Origin of the sequence: Hypericibacter terrae (assembly GCF_008728855.1) — a bacterium.
Taxonomy (GTDB): domain Bacteria; phylum Pseudomonadota; class Alphaproteobacteria; order Dongiales; family Dongiaceae; genus Hypericibacter; species Hypericibacter terrae.
The window spans coordinates 1572585-1590757 of record NZ_CP042906.1 but is presented as its reverse complement, the minus strand read 5'-3'; the positions used below and the strand labels follow the sequence as shown (position 1 = coordinate 1590757).

The following is an 18173-nucleotide window of genomic DNA, read 5'->3' as shown; positions in this document are numbered from 1 at the left end:
AGAGGGTGTGTGGCAAGCAAGGACCCACCTCTCCCAGCTCCGGCTAAGGCTCGACCTTCGGTCTCACCTAAGCCTTCGCAACCCTCTCCGCCCGCTACGCGGGCGGAGAGGAAAGAGGGATGTGTTCAATAAAGCCCGCTGGGGCTGGTCGATTGCCCGCTGTCGGACGAGCTCGGCACGCCGACCACGCCGGGCGTACTGGTCTGGCCGCCGCCCTGATCCGCGACGCCGATGCCCTCGATCACGTTGGTGGGCGTGTCGCTGGGCTCGGTGCCGGGTTTGAAGGCCTCGTAGATCACCTTCTGGGTCCCCGAATTGGCCCGCTGGCCCGTCTTCACATCGACACGCACCAGGCGGATCCCCGGCGGAATGCGGAACGGCGTGCCAGGCTTGTCCTTCAGCGCGTCGATCATGAAATCGCGGAACACCGGCGCTGCGACCACGCCGCCCGTCTCCCTGGCACCCAGAGACCGCGGCTGGTCATAGCCGAAATAGACGGCGACCGTGAGGTCGGGCGAGAAGCCGACGAACCAGGCGTCGCGGCTCTCGTTGGTGGTGCCGGTCTTGCCGGCGAGCGGCTTGCCGACGGCGGAGACCACGAAACCTGTGCCGCGCTGCACGACGCCTTCCATCATATGGACCATCTGGTAGGCGGTCTGCGGATCGACGACCTGCTCGCGCTCGTCGGGAATCTCCGGTGGCGTCAAACCGTCCTGCCAGGGGACTTGGCAGTTCGGACAGGGCCGCGGGTCGCTGTTGAAGATCGTGGCGCCGGTCCGGTCCTGGACCCGGTCGATGAAGCGGGGCACGACGCGCTTGCCGCCATTGACGATCATCGAATAGGCCGTCGCCATCTTGAGCGGCGTGGTCTCGCCGGCACCCAGCGACATGGAGAGCAGCGGCTGCATGTTGTCGACCACGCCGAAGCGATCGACCAGCGCCTTCACCTTGTCCATGCCGACGGCCTGCGCCAGGCGGATCGTCATCAGGTTGCGCGACTTTTCCAGGCCCACGCGCATCGTGGCAGGCCCGAGGAAGGTGTCTTCGTAGTTTTCCGGCTTCCACAGCGGCAGGCCCGGCCCCTGGTCGATCACGATCGGCGCGTCGAGGATCAAGGTCGAGGGCGTGAAGCCGTTCTCGAGCGCCGTCATATAGACGAAGGGCTTGAAGGAAGAGCCGGGTTGGCGCAGCGCCTGGGTGGCGCGGTCGAACTCGCTGATCTCGTAGCTCCAGCCGCCCACGATGGCGAGCACGCGGCCGGTATGCGGGTCCATCGCCACCATCGCCGCCCCGATCGCGGGAATCTGCCGCAACCCGTAGCTGCCTTCGGGATAGGCCTTGCCGTCCCTGTCCTGCGTGACCGGCTCGACCATCACCACGTCGCCCGGCTTGATCGCGTCCTCGGGCTTGGCGATGGCCGGACCGACATGGTTGTCGTCGAGATCCTTGCGCGCCCATTTCAGTTCGGCCAGCGGGATCTGGCCCGTCTGGCCGTTGCCGAAGCCGATCTTGGCAGCCTCGGCATCGTCGGAGAGCACGACCGCGAGCTGCCAGTCGCGCAGGCCCTTGGGCGCCGGCAGGGCCGCCAGCTTCGCCGCCCAGTCCTCGCCCAGCTCCATCGTGCTCACCGGGCCGCGATAGCCATATTTGCGATCGAAGCGCTGCATGCCGTCGCGCAAGGTCTTGTCGGCATAGGCCTGCAGCTGCGGGTCGAGCGTGGTGCGCACCGACAAGCCGCCCTCATAGAGGCTCTTGTCGCCGAAGCGCTGGATCAGCTCGCGCCGGACCTCCTCGGCGAAGTAATCGGCCGAGACGGTTTCGGCCTCGCCCCGCCGGCTGATGCTCAAGGGCTCGGCCGTGGCGGCCGCGGCCTCGGCCGCCGTGATATGCCCGTCTTCGAGCATGCGGCCGATGACCCAGTTGCGCCGGTCGATCGCGTCCTGCGTGCGGGTGACGGGATTGTATTTGCTGGGCGCCTTCGGCAAGGAGGCCAGGAAGGCGGCCTGGGCGATGGTCAGTTCGTCCAGCGACTTGTCGAAATAATTGAGGGCCGCGGACGCGACGCCGTATGAGCCGAAGCCGAGATAGATCTCGTTCAGATAGAGCTCGAGGATATGGTCCTTGCTGTAGGCCTTCTCGATGCGGAGCGCGAGGATCATCTCCTTGACCTTGCGCTCGAGCGAGACCTCGTTGGTGAGAAGGAAATTCTTCGCCACCTGCTGCGTGATGGTCGAGGCGCCGATCGGGCGGCGGTCGGAGCCCATATGCCGCAGATTGGTGATCATCGCATGGACGATGCCCGGCAGATCGATGCCGGGATGCTCGTAGAAGGTCTTGTCCTCGGCCGAGATGAAGGCGTTCGACACGACTTTCGGGATGGCGCCGATCGGGACATAGACCCGGTTCTCGGTCGCGAACTCGGCCAGCAGACGGCCGTCGCCGGCATGGACGCGCGTGACCACCGGCGGATCGTAGACCGCCAGTTCCGAGACCGCTGGCAAGGTCGCCGCGTAATGCTGGAAGATGACATAAGCGCCGACCAGGCCGGCGATGCCGAAACCCAGCAGCAAACCCAGAAGACCGAGGATAACTCGCTTCACGACTTGTCGAACCGTTCCTGGAAAATGCCGCGTCCGTCTCGGCCCGAGGCGCTCCACTCTGCCTCGCCGGTACCCCGCGGTCGAGGCTTCATTTGCCGCTCAAATCCTGGCGGATCTGTGGCGCAGGATGGTTGACGAGAGGTTAAGACCGTCATCCCTGGGTCAGGGTCCGCTGCCACTGGAAATAGTCGCCGATCGCCTTGAGGATCGCCGCCGCCATCTTGCGCCGATAGGCCTTGGTCTGCAGCAGCTTCTCGTCCTGGCTGTTGGAGAGATAGCCCAGCTCCAGCAGGATCGAGGGCACGTCGGGCGCCTTCAGCACGGCAAAGCCGGCGAAGCGGTGGGTGTTGCGGTTGAGCAGGGTCCCGCTCGCCAGCTCCTGGACCATATAGTCCGCCAGCCGGACCGACTGGTTCTTGGTCTCGCGCTGCGCCAGGTCGATCAGGATCGAGGTCACCATCTGGTTCTCGTTCGAGAGATCGACGCCCGCGATCAGGTCCGCCTTGTTCTCCTTGGCCGCCAGCGCCTCGGCCTCGGCGTCCGACGCGTTCTCCGACAGGGTATAGACCGTGGCGCCGCGATGATCGGCGTTGTCGTGCGAATCCGCATGCAGCGAGATGAAGATGTCCGCATGGGCGGCACGGGCGATGGCAATGCGATCGCGCAAGGGAATGAAGATGTCCTTGTCGCGGGTGAGCTGGACCCGGAAGCGTCCGCTCGCCTCGATCTGGCGCTTGATCTCGAGCGCCATGGCCAGCGTCAGGTTCTTTTCATAGGCGCCGGAGGCGCCGACGGTGCCCGGATCGACCCCGCCATGACCGGGATCGAGCATGATCAGCGGGCGCACCGGCCCGGCCGAAGGCGGCGGAGGCTTGAGCGGCGGCGGGAATCCCAGCCAGGCGGTGCTCATGTTGCCCCCGACGGCCGGGAGGGGTGCGGGCACCGGGTCGGGGGCTGCGGTCAGGGGAACGCTGCCCTGATCGGAGGTCGCGGACGCCGGTTTGAGGTCAGGGGTGGGCAGCGCGCCGGCGGAATCCGTCCCCGCTGCCAACTGGCTACCGGCCGCAGGATCGCTGCCCGAGGCCGCCGTCACCTCCGGCAGGGAGACCAGGGCCGGGCCGGAGCCGCCGGCGGCACCCGCCAGGAACTGGTCGGCGCTGGCCGGCACCAGATCGAGGACGAGGCGGGCCGCCACGGTGCCGGACCCGGCGATGAGGGCACTCTGCTGGAGCGTGACCGGCCCGGCCAGATCCAGCACCAGGCGCTGGGTGCCGCCCGAATAGGTGCCATAGCGCATGCCGGAAACCAGACCCTTCCCGGCGGGGGCGCCTTCGGGACCCAACTGCCACTGCACGCCTTCGAGATCGATGACGAGCCGGTAGGGATTCGCCAGCAACAGGGTGCGGTAGGCCGCGCCGCCCGAAAGATCCAGCACCACCCGGGTCTTGTCGGGATGGACGCCGAGCCGGATGCCCTGCACGTCGACCGCGGCCATCGCCGGGCCGCACAGGCCGGCCAGCAGCGCCAGGACCATCAAAAACAGGGCGAAGCGGCAGCGACCCGTCATAGGCAACACAGAGTCTAGAGGGATATGAGGTCTTATCCACAACATATACGCGCCCGAGTCGTCGCGCTGCAACAGCCTAGCGCAGGATAGGGCTATTGCCCCAGCCCGGCCCGGCGCCTGGCCTTGCTTAGACCCGCCGGTAATCTTCGTTGTGGAAAAACACTCCCCTGGTTATGGTGAAACGGTCCCAGGGTTCGCCCCAGGCTCCTGCGTCCGGCGTAATGGCCGAGGCCGGGGCCGCCGGGTACGGCAGACCGCGGGCGCGCTGACAAGCGCGCGGGCGGACGCCTACCGGCGACAGGGTTCGCGCTTCAAACCGCGAATCAGGCTGATCCGACGGTCGCTTCCGCGCTCTTGACCCGCAGCCGCCCTATGGCGGGGGGTTCGCACCAAGGGTTCCGGTTCCGCGTTGGCGTCTCCCCGATCGGAGGCGCGGGCGCTCGCAGAAACAGGTTGCCATGACTCGCAACTGCCCCATCCACCTCGACGTCGCGCCGCCGCTCGCGCTTTGCGCCGACCGTGCCGGACGCGCCATGGAGTTCATGTCTGATGACCAAACACATGCTGATCGATGCCACCCACCCGGAAGAAACACGGGTCGTGGTGGTTTCCGGGAAACGACTTGAAGAATTCGACGCCGAGATCGCCAGCAAGAAAGCCCTCAAGGGCAACATCTATCTCGCGAAGATCGTCCGGGTCGAACCGTCGCTGCAGGCCGCCTTCGTCGACTACGGCGGCAATCGCCACGGCTTCCTGGCCTTCAACGAAATCCATCCCGACTATTACCGGATCCCGATCGCCGATCGCGAGGCGCTCCAAGCCGAACTCGAGGCCGAAGCGGCCGCCAACGAGCGCTCGGACGACGACGATGACGACGACGCCGACGATTCGAGCCACACCAAGACCGAGGGCGCCGAGCGGGTCGAAGCCGAACCGGCCTCCGACGACGCCGATCTGATCGATTCGACGCAAGGCGAGGACGGCGGCGAAGGCGAAGCCTACGATCGCGGCGACGACAGGCCGGCCGAATACGACCGTCCGGCTTCCTATGCGATGCCGGAATTCTCGTCCGACGGCGAAGCCGCCGACGAAGGCGACGATGCCGCGGAACGTGCCGGTCCGGATTTCGACCGCGAGACCGAGGAATCGGCGAGCGAAGACCGCGTCGACCCCGACGATGCGGCGCGCAGCGACGACGCGATGGCGCTGCGCCAGAGCGGCGATTCGGAAAACCGCCTCGAAGGCCCGTCTTACGAGACCGACGACGGCGCCAATGAGGGCATGGGCAATCGCGATGCGGTCGAAGGCATGGCCGCCGATCGCGGCGAATCGATCGCGGGCGGCGCCGAGACGCGTCCCGACGAGCTGCCGGCGGCCCCGGTCGGCGGCGGGATCGAGGACCGGGCCCCGGTGGCGGCAGCCCCGCTCGACGTCGTCGGTGGCGATGAGGCCGAGGAAGAGGAACAGCCGCGCCGGCCCCGGTCGCTGCGCCGCTACAAGATCCAGGAAGTCATCAAGCGCCGCCAGATCATGCTGGTGCAGGTGACGAAGGAAGAGCGCGGCAACAAGGGCGCCGCCCTCACCACTTACCTTTCGCTGGCCGGCCGCTATTGCGTGCTGATGCCCAACACCGCGCGCGGCGGCGGCGTATCGCGCAAGATCACCAGCGCCAACGACCGCAAGCGCCTCAAGTCGGTGATCGGCGATCTGGAAATCCCCAAGGGGATGGCCGTGATCGTGCGCACCGCCGGCAGCGAGCGCAACCGCACCGAGATCAAGCGCGACTACGAGTATCTGCTGCGGCTCTGGGGCGAGATTCGCGACCTGACGCTGCGCTCGACGGCGCCCGAGCTGATCTATGAGGAAGCCAACCTGATCAAGCGCTCGATCCGCGATCTCTATACGCGCGACATCGAGGACATTCAGGTCGAGGGTGACGAGGGCTACAAGGCCGCCAAGGCCTTCATGAAGATGCTGACGCCGAGCCATGCGCGGCGCGTGATCCATTATCGCGACCCCAGCATGCCGCTGTTCCAGCGCCATCAAGTCGAGACCCAGCTCGACGCGCTGCACAATCCCACGGTCCAGCTCCGGTCGGGCGGCTATATCGTCATCAACCAGACCGAAGCGCTGGTGGCGATCGACGTCAATTCCGGCCGCGCCACGCGCGAGCGCAACATCGAAGACACGGCGCTGCGCACGAATATGGAGGCTGCCGAAGAGGTCGCGCGCCAGCTTCGCCTGCGCGATCTGGCCGGCCTGATCGTCATCGACTTCATCGACATGGAAGAGCAGCGCCACAACGCGCAGGTCGAGCGTCGCCTCAAGGAGGCGATGCGCACCGACCGGGCGCGCATCCAGATCGGGCGCATCAGCCCGTTCGGCCTGCTCGAGCTCTCGCGCCAGCGGCTGCGTCCGAGCCTGGTCGAGGCCTCGACCGAGATCTGTCGCCTCTGCCGCGGCCTGGGGCGCGTGCGCTCGACCGAATCGACCGCGCTCCATGTGCTGCGCGGCGTCGAGGAGGAAGGCACGCGCCGCCGCGGCCCCGGCATCACCGTCTCGGTGCCGACGGCGGTCGCCCTCTTCATCCTCAACCAGAAGCGCCGGGCCCTGGCCGAGATCGAGATCCGCCATGGCTTCCGCGTCTATCTCACCGGCGACGATCACCTGATCCCGCCGGAATACCGCATCGAGCGCCTGCGGGCGCTGGCACCGGGCGAAGAGCTGCCCATGCCGGCGACTTCGCTGCCGGCACCGGCGGTCCTCGACGAGCCCGAAGACGAGATCGAGATCGAGGACGAAGCCGAGATCGAAGATCGCCTCGAGCCCGAGGACGGCGACGTCGCCCCGGCCGAGCCGCGCGAAGCGCGCAACGACCGCGGCGATCGGGGCGACCGCGGTGATCGCGGCGACCGGGCCGAACAAGGCGGCGAGAATGAGCGGGGCGGCCGCCGCCGCCGCCGGCGTCGCCGGGGCGGTCGCGGACGCGACGGCGAGGACAACCGCCGGGAAGGCGGTCGCGATGGCGACGGCCAGCGCCGCGAGGGCCCGGTGCCGGTCGCTGCCGAACGGCCGATCGAAAACCAACCGCGTCGCAGCGAATTCGTTGCCGATGACATGACGCCCGCCGAGGCCGCCGAAGGCCCGGGCAATGCCACGGCGCCGCAACCGCGCGAAGGTCAGGACGAGGCCCAGGCGCCCGGTGCAGGCGATGCACGCCGGCGTCGGCGCCGTGGCCGGCGCGGCGGTCGCCGGCGTTCGCGCCGTCGCCAGGAAGGCGGCTTGCCGGGTGAAGCCCCGGCGCCGCAGGTCGGTCTCGAGAACGATCCCGGGGAGCCCCAGGAACAGCCGCGCGGCCCGCGGCCCCTGGTGACGCCGGCCGACTTCGATCGCGACTGGCCCTATAACGAGCCGGATGACGAGATCGAGGACGCCGACGGCAATGTCGAAGCCGAGGTGCCGGAGGACGACGCCGAGCTGGAGAACGAGGAAACCGGCGACGAGAGCGAGACGCCGGTGGAATCCGCTCGCGATCGGCCCCACGACCAGCCGGCGCATGGGCATGCCCATCGCAATCATGAGGAGGCCGCGCCTGCGGCCACCCTTGTCGCGCCGGCAGAGCCTGCTCACGCGGCCGAAAGACAGGAACAGCCGGCCCCCAGCCATCGCGCCGAGGAACCGGCCCGGGTCGTTCTGCCGGAGCCGAAGAGCGAGCCGCAACCGACCAAGCGCGGCTGGTGGCGCCGCGGCTCCTAAGCGCCTCGTAGGTCCGTTCCGGATTTGACGTCAGCCCCGACCCGGTCGAAAGACCGGGTCGGGGTTCTTCGTTGGCCCCGAGGGATCAAAACCCAATCGCGACGCTGGGCTTCGCCAGCATCAGCCAGATGATGGCGATGACGCCGGCGAAGGCGGGGAAGCCGAGATAGAACCAAACCCGATAGAGGCGGTCATAGCGATCCGGCAACGGCGCATGGTCGTCGGCCGCGGCGCGCGCGAGATTGCGCATCTGGATCTGGATCCAGACGACCGGCAACCAGCAGGCGCCCACCAGCAGATAGAGCACGAGAGAAAGCCCGATCCAGCCTTCGGTCAGCGGATAGCTGCCGGTGCGCGCCAGCAGCCAGCCGGTCACGGGCTGCAGCAGGACGGCCGAGGCCGTGAAGATGAAATCGGCGATCACCACCGTCTGCGCGACATGGGCGATCGCCCGCGCGTCGCGGGTGCGGTTGGCCATGACCATGAAGAACGCGATGCCGGCGCCGGTTCCCAACAGAACGGTGGCGCCAAGGACATGCAGGAGCTTGAGGACGGTCGCGAGCTCGATCATCGATCGGGCAACAAGGCGAGCATGGCCAGGGCCGCGATCATGGCCGGGATGACCTTGAGCAGGGCGCCGAACGCATCGAGCCAAAGGCCGGGCAACAGGATCGTCGCAGCGATCAAATAAATCAGGCTCACCCCCAGCATGCCGATCAGGGCCAGCCGCGCGGTGCGGGCGAAAAGCACGGCCCCGCCGAGCGCGATATCGACAAGGCTTCCACCGATCACAGCCGCCGATGCGACGCCCGCGGAAAATCCGCCCGCAACCAGGGCCTGAGCCGCTTCGGATCTCGCCGCGCCGAGCCCCAGGATTCCACTGGCAATCCAGAACAGGCCCAGCGCCACCAGTCCCAAGGGCTTGAGGAAATATCCCAGAGCAAATCGCCGCTCCTGGACGGTCGCGGGATGGGCCGCGAGGATATCCTGCAAGGCCGCCGGCTCGGCAACCCAGTCTTCGATCCAGCCCTCTGGATGCGCGTCGATGCCGTGGCTCAGCTCGCGCAGTGCCGTCGTTCGCGCGGGGCTTCGCCACCCGAACCGGCCCGCCCCGTCGGCAAGGGCCGCCACGCAAGCCACGAACCAACCCGGCAGGCGAAGGGCGGGAACTGGAGCCAGGCCGAGCCACTCGCGCAGCAGGACGACCAGATCGTCGAGCGCGATCTTCTCGGGATGAGCGAGATCGTAGATCCGGCGCGCGTGGGCGGGATTCCGAAGTGCCCGCGATACGGTTTCTGCGACGTCGAAGATGCTGACGATCTGAAGCGGCCGAGCGCCGGCGATCGAAGGCCTGCAGAAGGGGAGTGCCGCCAATCCGCGCAACAGGGCGCTGCCGCCATAGGCCTGCGGCGATAGAACCAGGGCCGGCCGCAGGATGAGCCAATCCAGCGTCGATGCAGCCAACGCCTTGTCCGCCTCCTGCTTCGTCGTCTCGAACAAGGTCCCGGAGCCCGAAGGCGGCGCCGAGAAATGAATCAACCGCCGGACGCCGCTGTTCTCGCAGGCCCGGAACAACGCCCTCATGGCGTCAGCTTGGACGCTAGCGACCTCGTCCTTGGGACCGTCCTGGAGAACGCCGGCACAATTGACGACAGCCTCGATGTCTCGGAGCGGCTCGGTCCAGCTTCCCTCCCCGGTCATGGCGCGCAGGTCGCCGGCGATCCAGCGCAGAGCCGGCAGGCGCCGGGCCGCGTCGGCCGTGCGCCGGCCGAGACCGGTCACCTCATGGCCGTCGGCCACCAGGCGCGTCGAGACGTAAGTTCCGATCAGTCCGTAGGCGCCGACGACGAGGATGCGCATCTGCCCGCCGCCCGCGACACTATCGCCGCCAGGCGACGAGCCGGCGGGCGGCCTCGGCGATGTCGGCGGTACTGCCGGCGAAGGAGAAGCGCAGGAAGCGATGGCCCCGGGCGGGATCGAAATCGACGCCGGGCGTAGCGGCGACGCCGGTCTCCTCCAGCATCTGCTGGCAGAAGGCGGTGCTGTCGTTGGTGAGCGCGCCGACATCGGCGAACATGTAGAAGGCGCCGTCGGCCGGCGCCAGCCGGTCGAAGCCGGCCTTGGGCAGCTCGCGCAGCAGCAGGGCCCGGTTCTCGGCGTAATGCGCGACCTTGCCGTCGAGCTCGGCCTTGGCGTCGAACGCGACGCGTGCCGCATGCTGCGGCAGGGCCTGCGGCGACACGAACAGATTCTGCGCGAGGCTTTCCACCGAGCGCAGCAAATCCTCCGGCACCACCATCCAGCCCAGCCGCCATCCGGTCATCGCGTAATATTTCGAGAAGCTGTTGATGACGATGGCCTCGGCATGGAGCTCGGTGGCCGAGGTGGCCGCCATGCCGTAGGTGATGCCGTGATAGATCTCGTCGGACACCACGCGGATGCCGCGCTCCCGGCAATAACCGAGCAGCGCTTCGAAATGGCCGCGATCGAGCATGGTGCCGCAGGGATTGGACGGGCTCGCGACGATCAATCCGTCGGGTTGCCGCTCCAGCCGCGACAGCAGTTCCGGTGTCGGCTGGAAGCGATGCTCCGGCCCGACCTCGAGCTCGACCGGGTCGATCCCGAGCGCCGTCAGGATGTTGCGGTAGGCGGGATAGCCTGGGCTCGCCAGCGCGATCCTGTCGCCGGCATCGAAGGCCGCCAGGAAGGCCAGAAGAAACCCGCCCGACGAGCCGGTGGTGACAACGACGCGCCGCCAGTCGACATCGGCTTTGTAGGTGTCGGCATAGTGACGCGCGATGCGCTGGCGCAGCACCGGCAGCCCCAGGGCTTCGGTATAGCCCAGCGCCTCCCGGTCGAGCGCGCGATGGGCGGCTTCGATCACCGCCTGCGGCGCGCCGGTTCCGGGCTGCCCGACCTCGAGATGGAGGACGTCATGGCCTTGCGCGGCGCGCTCGTTGGCATGGCGCAGCACCTCCATCGCAATGAAGGGCGGCACCTTCCCGCGCCGTGCGACCTTGAGTGCCATCGTCGCCGCTACTTGTCGGTCTGGACCACGGCCAGCCCGAACGCGCGCGGATCGGCATCGGCGCTGCAGCTGGCCGAATCCCGCTGGAGCGACTTCGGACACCAGATCGCGTTGACCCGGCCGATGGAGTCGATCTGCTGGATCTGGTGGCCGCGCTGGGTCAGCGAGCTCTCGCTCTGCGTACGATCGATGCTCTCGGTATAGACGAGGTCCGGCGAGCCGTTGTGATGGAAGCGGGGTGCGGCCTCCGCATCGGCGAGCGACTGCTTGGCCTCGGCCACCCTTACGAACACCTGCGCCAATGCGGTGGCCGCGGTCTCTCCGCCCGAGGCCGCGCCGGCGAAGAAGAACTCGCCCGTGGACTTGTTGGCCAGCAAAACCGGCCCCAGGGCGCGATAGCCGGCGCCGCGATCGTTGGGCGCCGGCGCCAGCAGGATGCCGGTCCCGGGCGCCATCCGGCCCGCCCCGAAGAGATTGTTCATCGTGACGTTGCAGGCGACCGCATTGCCGTCGGCATCGGCGGTGACGAAGCCGCTCGCCCACGGATTCTCCGGGACCGCGACGAAGGGGTTGGCTGGCGTCGCATGGCCCTTGTCATATCCCTTCATCAGCATCTTGGCGTAATCCTCGGTGACGAGGGTCGCCGGATCGACCTTGCTGCTGCCGTCCGGCTCCATCCAGCTCGTCCGGTTGACGAAGGCCCGTTCCGAGGCCTCGGCCACGAGATGCGGCCGCTCGCTTTCGGGCGCGCCGGCAAAGTCCTCGACGTCGATCATCATTTCGACCAATTGTCCGAAGACAACACCGCCGGCGGCCGGCGGCTGCGACAGATAGATCGTGTGATTGCCGAAGGGCACTTCGAGGGCGGGCTTGAATTCCGGCTTGGCATTGCGCAGCGCCTCGATGGTCAAGGGCGCGCCCAGCGTTTGCGCGGCATCGGTGAGGGTATGAGCCAGCGTGCCGGTATAGAACTCGCCCGCGCCCTTGATGCGCAGCTGGGTCAGCACGCCGCCCAGCAATTCCTGGCGCAAGGGTTCGCCCTCCTGCAGCGGCGTCCCGTCGGGATGGAGGAAAATCCGCGCCATTTCGTCATCCTGGCTCAGTCTCGCGCCGGCGGTGACCAGTTCGCGCGCCAGCGCCCGGCTGGTGGGCGTGCCGAGCCGCGCCATCTGCTCGGCCGGCCCCAGCAGCTGCTCCCAGCGAAGCTTTCCATAACGCGCCTGCAGGGCCGCCATGCCGCGCACGGCGAGCGGGACCGCCACGCGACCATCGGGTGCCGCGCGCGGGAGGAAATCCAGAACCTCGGTGGTCTTCTTGTCGGCGTCGTGGACGATACAGACCCCGCCCCCGCCCAGGGCGGCGGTCGATGGCATGGTCACGGCCAGTGCAAAATAGAGGGCGACGGCGGCATCGGCGGCGCTGCCGCCGGCGGAAAGCACGTCCCGGGCCACCACCGCCGCGCGCGGCTCGTCGGCCACGGCCGCACCGGCGAAACCGCTGACGCTGCCGATCATTCCGGGCGGCTTTTCGGGCTCGCAGGCGGCCAGCAGCAGCAGGGCCGCCGCGCCGACGAGCGCGCTTCCGGCGAGAATCAGGACCCATTGCCGCACGCCCCGGCGGTTCCCATTTCTCAGTGCGTCGGATAAGGTCATGCGCATCATGCGGTTCCTGAGATCCTTGGTGACGTTGGTCGCAGCCTGGTTTGCGTTCGCGCCGTCAATCGCCGTCGCCGCGGATGGCCCGAGCCTGGTCCGCGACGCCGAGATCGAAGCTTACCTGCGCGATTACACCACGCCAATCTTTGTAGCGGCCGGGTTGGACCCGGCTTCGATCCATATCTATATCGTGAACGACCCGCGCATCAACGCGTTCGTCGCCGGCGGGATGAATCTCTTCCTCCATACCGGGCTTCTGGTGCGCGCGCAGACCGCCAATCAGGTGATCGGCGTGATCGCGCATGAGACCGGCCACATCGCGGGCGGCCACCTGGTCCGCTCCAAGGACGTCCAGCGGGCCGCCACCATCGAATCGATCATCGCGATGGTGCTCGGCATCGGCGCGGGCATCGCCTCCGGCCAGCCCGGTGCTGCCGGTGCCGGCGTCCTGGTGGGGCCGGGCGTCGCCACGACACAATTGCTGAAATACACCCGCACGCAGGAGGCGTCCGCGGACTCGGCCGGGCTCGGATTCCTCGACGCCACCGGCCAGACGGCGCGCGGCATGTATGAGATGTTCGACATCCTGCAGAAAGACGCGGTGCTCACGGGATTCGCGAACGAAAATCCATTCCTGCAGACCCATCCCATGACGCAACAGCGCATGGATCACATCCAGCAGTTCATGGCGTCCTCGCCCTTTACCAATGCGCCGTTGAATCCCCAGTTCGAGGAAGACCAACGGCGCATTCGCGCCAAGATCGTGGCCTTCATGGAGCCGCTCGACGATATCATGAAGGCCTATCCCGAGAACGACACCAGCTTCGCCGCGCGCTATGCGCGCGCCATCGCCTGGTACCGCGCCGCGGATCTCGCCAAAGCCACGCCGGCGGTGGACCAGCTGATCCTCGAAGAGCCCAACAATCCGTATCTGAAGGAACTGAAGGGCCAGATGCTGTTCGAGAACGGCCATACGGCGGAGTCCGTCGAGGCCTATCGACAGGCGGTCAAGCTGGCGCCGGATTCGCCGCTGCTGCGCATCGGGCTGGCCCAGAGCCTGGTCGAGACCAACGACGCCACCGCCAATGGCGAAGCGATCCAGCATCTCGAGGTCGCCACCGGCCTCGAACCCGCCAACATCCAGGGCTGGCGGCTCCTCACCGTCGCCTATGGGCGCAACAACCAGCTGCCGATGGTGGCGCTGGCCCAGGCCGAAATCGCCATGCTTCAGGGTCAGGACAAGAAGGCGAAGGAGTATGCGCGCCGCGCCCAGGACGGACTGCCGCCGGGCTCGCCGGGCGCGCTCCGCGCGGAGGACATCCTGTTCCAGGTGAGCCAGGATCAGGACTGATGCGGCTCTCTCGACCGTGATCCCGCGGCAGCGCTTCGGGGTTGCGTTGGCGAGGCCCGCCCGCCGATAATCCGCCGCCCGTCCCCATCCGCCCCGATTGGAGTCCGTTTCCGATGCGTTCGATTGGATTGGCCGTCGTTTCCGCCCTGATCGGTGCCGCCGCGGCGCTCGCCGTCATGATGGGCCTTGGCCATATGGGCGCCCCGAAACCCGACGAGGCGGCGCTGCGCCAGATCGTGCGCGACACCCTGACCAACGAACCTCAGCTGGTCGTGGGCGCGCTGCAGGCCCTCGACCAGCAGCGCCAGAACGCCAGCGACAGCGCCCGGATGGCGGCGGTGGCGGCCAACAAGGACGCGATCTATGCCGACCCGAACAGCCCCAGCATCGGGCCGGCCAATGCCAGCGTGACGATCGTCGAGTTCTTCGACTACCGCTGCCCCTATTGCAAGCGCGTGGCACCGGACATCGCCAGCCTGCTGGCGAGCGATTCGGATCTGCGCATCGTCTATAAGGAATTCCCGATCCTGGGGCCGGAATCGCTGGTCGCCTCCAAGGCGGCGCTCGCGGCCCAGAAGCAGGGCAAATATCGCGAGATGCATGAGGCGCTGATCGCCCAGAAGGGCGAGCTGACCGACGACGCGATCCTGTCGCTGGCGCAAGGGGCCGGGCTCGATGTCGTGCGGCTCAAGGCCGACATGGAGGATCCCGCCATCATGGAGCAGCTGAAGCAGGTCCATGAGCTGGCGCAGGCACTCAATATCGACGGGACGCCGGCATTCCTCTTCGGTGCGCATTTCGTCGGCGGCGCGATCTCGATCGACCAGATGAAGCAGTTGATCCAGCAGGCCCGCCAGCCGAGCTGAGCCGGCAGGTCTGCCCCTGGTTGCATGATCCCGGTCATCCCCCTAGCCTGCGCGAGCGAAGCCGGCAGGAACGATCCGGCATTACGCCAGGGAGGATTTTCATGAGAAAGCTCGAAGGCCGTTCGGCCATCGTCACCGGCAGCTCGCGCGGGATCGGCAGGGCGATCGCGCTGCGCTTCGCGGCGGACGGCGCCAAAGTCTGCGTCAACTGCGTCTCGACGGTGGACAAGGCCGAGGCGGTCGCCGCCGAGATCCGGCAGGCCGGCGGCGAGGCGATCGTGGTGCCGGCCGACGTCTCGAAGCGCACGGAGGCGGAGAAGCTGGTGGCGGCGACCGCCAAGGCCTTCGGCAAGGTCGACATCCTGGTCTCGAACGCCGGCATCGTCATCGACCGGCCGTTCGTGGAGAGCACCGACGAGGACTGGACCCGTGCCATCGAGAGCAACCTCCATGGCTTCTTCAACGTCGCCCGCGCGGTGCTGCCGCAGATGATCGACCGCAAGCATGGCAGGCTGATCGCGACCGGCTCCTGCATCACGGAGATCGCCGATTTCGGCGGCAACAAATACTCGGTCTGCGCCGCCTCCAAGGGCGGCATCACCGCGATGATGCGGCCGATCGCGGCCGAGGTCGCGCGCCACGGGGTCACCGTGAATGCCGTGTCGCCCGGCTATATCGCGACCGAGATGCTGGGCGAGATCGATGCCGCCGGGCTCGAGGCCGCGCTGACCCTGGTGCCGATGCGCCGCTACGGCAAGCCCGAGGAAATCGCCGCCGCCATGGCGTTCCTCGCTTCAGAGGATGCCGCCTATATCACCGGCCAGGTCATCCGGGTGAATGGCGGCATGTCGATGGGCGGCTGAGGGGACTCGGGGTGGGCGGCGGACCGGATCGCTTTCGCGAGCGTCCGGGCTCGCCGACGCGCCCAGCCCTGAAAAAGCCTGATTGCCCAGCAAAGACTGCGGGTTAAGGCGGCTTTCGGCGCGAAGTTGCGCCATTCCGGTCCCATGCTATAAGGGCTCGTTCAGCCGTTAGATTTGCGGAAATCCAGCCCCTTGGCCAAAACCCCCACCGTCCTGATCCTGAATGGGCCCAACCTCAACCTCCTCGGTGAGCGCGAGCCGACCATCTATGGCCGGACGAAGCTCGCGGACATCGAGAAGAGCTGCAAGAAGCGGGCGAAGGAGCTGGGCCTGGCGGTCGATTTCCGCCAATCCAACCATGAGGGCGAGCTGGTCGATTGGATTCAGGCGGCGCGGCGCAGCCACGCCGCGATCATCATCAACCCGGCGGCCTACACCCACACCTCGGTGGCGCTGCTCGACGCCCTGACGGCGACGGACCTGCCGATCATCGAGGTCCATCTCTCCAACATTCACCGTCGCGAGCGATTCCGGCATCATTCCTATGTGAGCCTCGCCGCGACCGGCGTCATCTGCGGCTTGGGCGCGCAAGGCTATCTGCTGGCGCTCGACGCGATGGCCACAACGCTCAGGACCCAGGAAGAGACGTAATGGCGAAGTTCGACGTCGACGAGGCTTTGATCCGCAAGCTGGCCGAATTGCTGCAGCAGACGGGCCTCACCGAGATCGAGTATGAGAACGGCCCGCAGCGCATCCGCGTGAACAAGCAGATGCTGGCGGCCGCGGCCGCAGCAGCGCCCGCGACCGCAGCGCCCGCACCGGCTGCGCCGGCACCGGCGAACACCGCGGCGGACGGCCCGCCCGCCGGCGCCGTCACCTCGCCCATGGTCGGCACCGTCTATCTCTCGGCCGAGCCGGGCGCCAGTCCTTACGTCAAGGTGGGCGACCGCGTGACCAAGGGGCAGACCCTGCTCATCATCGAAGCCATGAAGGTGATGAATCCGATTCCCGCCACCGACGGCGGCACCGTTCGCGAGATCCTGGTCGCGGACGGGCGTCCGGTCGAGTATGGCGAAGTGCTGATGGTGATCGATTGAGCCACAGGACGGCACGCCAAGCGGTTTTGGAGCGGGCATGTTCGAAAAGGTCCTGATCGCCAATCGCGGCGAGATCGCGCTTCGCATCCATCGCGCCTGCCGCGAGATGGGCATCCGCACGGTCGCGGTCCATTCGACCGCCGATTCCGACGCGATGCATGTGCGCCTCGCCGACGAGGCGGTCTGCATCGGGCCGCCGCCCTCGCGCCTCAGCTATCTCAACATCCCGGCGATCCTGTCGGCCGCGACCATCACCGGCGCCGACGCGATCCATCCCGGCATCGGCTTCCTGTCGGAGAACGCACAGTTCGCCGGCATGGTGGAGGAGCATGGCTTCACCTTCATCGGCCCGGCGCCCGAGCATATCCGGCTGATGGGCGACAAGGTCGCGGCCAAGGACGCGGCCCGCTCGCTCAACATTCCCGTGGTGCCGGGCTCCGACGGCGCCGTCACCAACGACGCCGACGCCATGGATCTGGGGGAACGCATCGGCTATCCGATCCTGGTCAAGGCGGCGGCGGGCGGCGGCGGCAAGGGGATGAAGGTCGCCAATTCGCGCGCCGAGATGAGCGAGGCGCTGAGCCTCGCCCGCTCCGAGGCCAAGGCCAATTTCGGCAATGACGCGGTCTATATGGAGAAATATCTCGACCATCCGCGCCATATCGAGATCCAGATCCTGGCCGACGCCCACGGCAATGTCGTGCATCTGGGCGAGCGCGACTGCTCGCTGCAGCGCCGCCATCAGAAGGTGCTCGAGGAAGCGCCCTCGCCCGCGCTCAACGCCGCGCAGCGCCAGAAGGTGGGCGAGATCGCGACCTCCGCCATGCGCCGCCTGGGTTATCGCAGCGCCGGCACGATCGAGTTCCTGTTCCAGGACGGCGAGTTCTATTTCATCGAGATGAACACCCGCCTCCAGGTCGAGCATCCGGTCACGGAGATGATCACAGGCATCGATCTGGTGCGCGAGCAGATCCGGGTTGCGACCGGCGCGCCGCTGAGCTTCCGGCAGGAGGACATCACCTTCACCGGCCATGCCATCGAATGCCGCATCAATGCCGAGAATCCCGACACCTTCGCGCCGTCGCCCGGCCGCGTCACCGACTATCATGCGCCGGGCGGACTGGGCGTGCGGGTGGATTCCGCCCTCTATAGCGGCTATCGCGTGCCGCAATATTACGACAGCCTGATCGCGAAGCTGATCGTCCATGGCACCAGCCGCAACGAATGCCTGATGCGGCTGCGCCGGGCGCTCGAGGAGTTCGTGATCGGCGGCATCGATACCAGCATTCCCCTCCACCGCAAGCTGGTGGGGGCGACCGACTTCATCAATGGCGACTACGACATCCGCTGGCTCGAGAAGTTCGTCGCGCCGAAGGATTGAGGCCTGGAA

General features: G+C 67.5%; 13 protein-coding genes. 7 read left to right on the top strand and 6 right to left on the bottom strand.

What is annotated here, in order from left to right:
* Nucleotides 1-125 precede the first annotated feature (125 nt).
* Both FRZ44_RS07295 and FRZ44_RS07290 read right to left on the bottom strand, forming a co-directional pair.
* Entirely contained in the window at nt 126-2600 is a 2475-nt protein-coding gene (locus tag FRZ44_RS07295) for a penicillin-binding protein 1A (RefSeq protein WP_225308585.1), read from the bottom strand.
* Nucleotides 2601-2751: 151 nt separating this feature from the next.
* Nucleotides 2752-4167 (bottom strand): N-acetylmuramoyl-L-alanine amidase, encoded by a 1416-nt coding sequence (locus FRZ44_RS07290; RefSeq protein ID WP_191908464.1) that lies wholly within the window; start codon nt 4165-4167, stop codon nt 2752-2754.
* Between the two features lie 549 nt (nt 4168-4716).
* Between FRZ44_RS07290 and FRZ44_RS07285 the strand changes: the two genes are divergently transcribed.
* Nucleotides 4717-7923, top strand: a complete 3207-nt coding sequence (locus tag FRZ44_RS07285) for an Rne/Rng family ribonuclease (RefSeq protein WP_151176566.1) — start codon at nt 4717-4719, stop codon at nt 7921-7923.
* A gap of 85 nt (nt 7924-8008) precedes the next feature.
* On the opposite strand, the gene FRZ44_RS07280 is transcribed toward FRZ44_RS07285, so the two are convergent.
* The 4 genes from FRZ44_RS07280 to FRZ44_RS07270 are packed head-to-tail and all read right to left on the bottom strand — an operon-like array spanning nt 8009 to nt 12561.
* Nucleotides 8009-8494 carry a DUF2269 family protein gene (locus FRZ44_RS07280; RefSeq protein WP_151176565.1) on the bottom strand — a complete coding sequence of 162 codons (486 nt, stop codon included), beginning with the start codon at nt 8492-8494 and terminating at the stop codon, nt 8009-8011.
* Nucleotides 8491-9783, bottom strand: a complete 1293-nt coding sequence (locus FRZ44_RS07275) for an SDR family oxidoreductase (protein WP_191908463.1) — start codon at nt 9781-9783, stop codon at nt 8491-8493. The genes FRZ44_RS07280 and FRZ44_RS07275 overlap by 4 nt, the downstream gene beginning before the upstream one ends.
* 19 nt (nt 9784-9802) lie before the next feature.
* Nucleotides 9803-10951 (bottom strand): pyridoxal phosphate-dependent aminotransferase, encoded by a 1149-nt coding sequence (locus FRZ44_RS27000; RefSeq protein ID WP_191908462.1) that lies wholly within the window; start codon nt 10949-10951, stop codon nt 9803-9805.
* Nucleotides 10952-10959: 8 nt separating this feature from the next.
* Nucleotides 10960-12561: a gamma-glutamyltransferase gene (locus FRZ44_RS07270; protein ID WP_191908461.1), complete on the bottom strand. Its 1602-nt coding sequence runs from the start codon at nt 12559-12561 to the stop codon at nt 10960-10962.
* A gap of 70 nt (nt 12562-12631) precedes the next feature.
* Between FRZ44_RS07270 and FRZ44_RS07265 the strand changes: the two genes are divergently transcribed.
* The 6 genes from FRZ44_RS07265 to accC all read left to right on the top strand — a co-directional run bounded on the left by FRZ44_RS07265 (nt 12632) and on the right by accC (nt 18164).
* Nucleotides 12632-13957, top strand: a complete 1326-nt coding sequence (locus FRZ44_RS07265) for a M48 family metalloprotease (protein ID WP_191908460.1) — start codon at nt 12632-12634, stop codon at nt 13955-13957.
* Nucleotides 13958-14070: 113 nt separating this feature from the next.
* Complete coding sequence (locus FRZ44_RS07260; RefSeq protein ID WP_151176561.1) at nt 14071-14823, top strand: DsbA family protein; 753 nt, start codon at nt 14071-14073, stop codon at nt 14821-14823.
* Between the two features lie 101 nt (nt 14824-14924).
* Nucleotides 14925-15686 (top strand): 3-oxoacyl-ACP reductase family protein, encoded by a 762-nt coding sequence (locus FRZ44_RS07255; RefSeq protein ID WP_151176560.1) that lies wholly within the window; start codon nt 14925-14927, stop codon nt 15684-15686.
* Nucleotides 15687-15878: 192 nt separating this feature from the next.
* The gene (gene aroQ, locus FRZ44_RS07250; RefSeq protein ID WP_151176559.1) at nt 15879-16337 is read left to right on the top strand and encodes a type II 3-dehydroquinate dehydratase; all 459 of its coding nucleotides are present in this window, start codon (nt 15879-15881) and stop codon (nt 16335-16337) included.
* On the top strand, nt 16337-16783 hold the full coding sequence (accB, locus tag FRZ44_RS07245) for an acetyl-CoA carboxylase biotin carboxyl carrier protein (protein WP_151176558.1): 447 nt from the start codon (nt 16337-16339) through the stop codon (nt 16781-16783). Before aroQ ends, accB begins: the two co-directional genes overlap by 1 nt.
* Before the next feature lie 37 nt (nt 16784-16820).
* Nucleotides 16821-18164: an acetyl-CoA carboxylase biotin carboxylase subunit gene (gene accC, locus FRZ44_RS07240; RefSeq protein WP_151176557.1), complete on the top strand. Its 1344-nt coding sequence runs from the start codon at nt 16821-16823 to the stop codon at nt 18162-18164.
* Nucleotides 18165-18173: the final 9 nt, after the last annotated feature.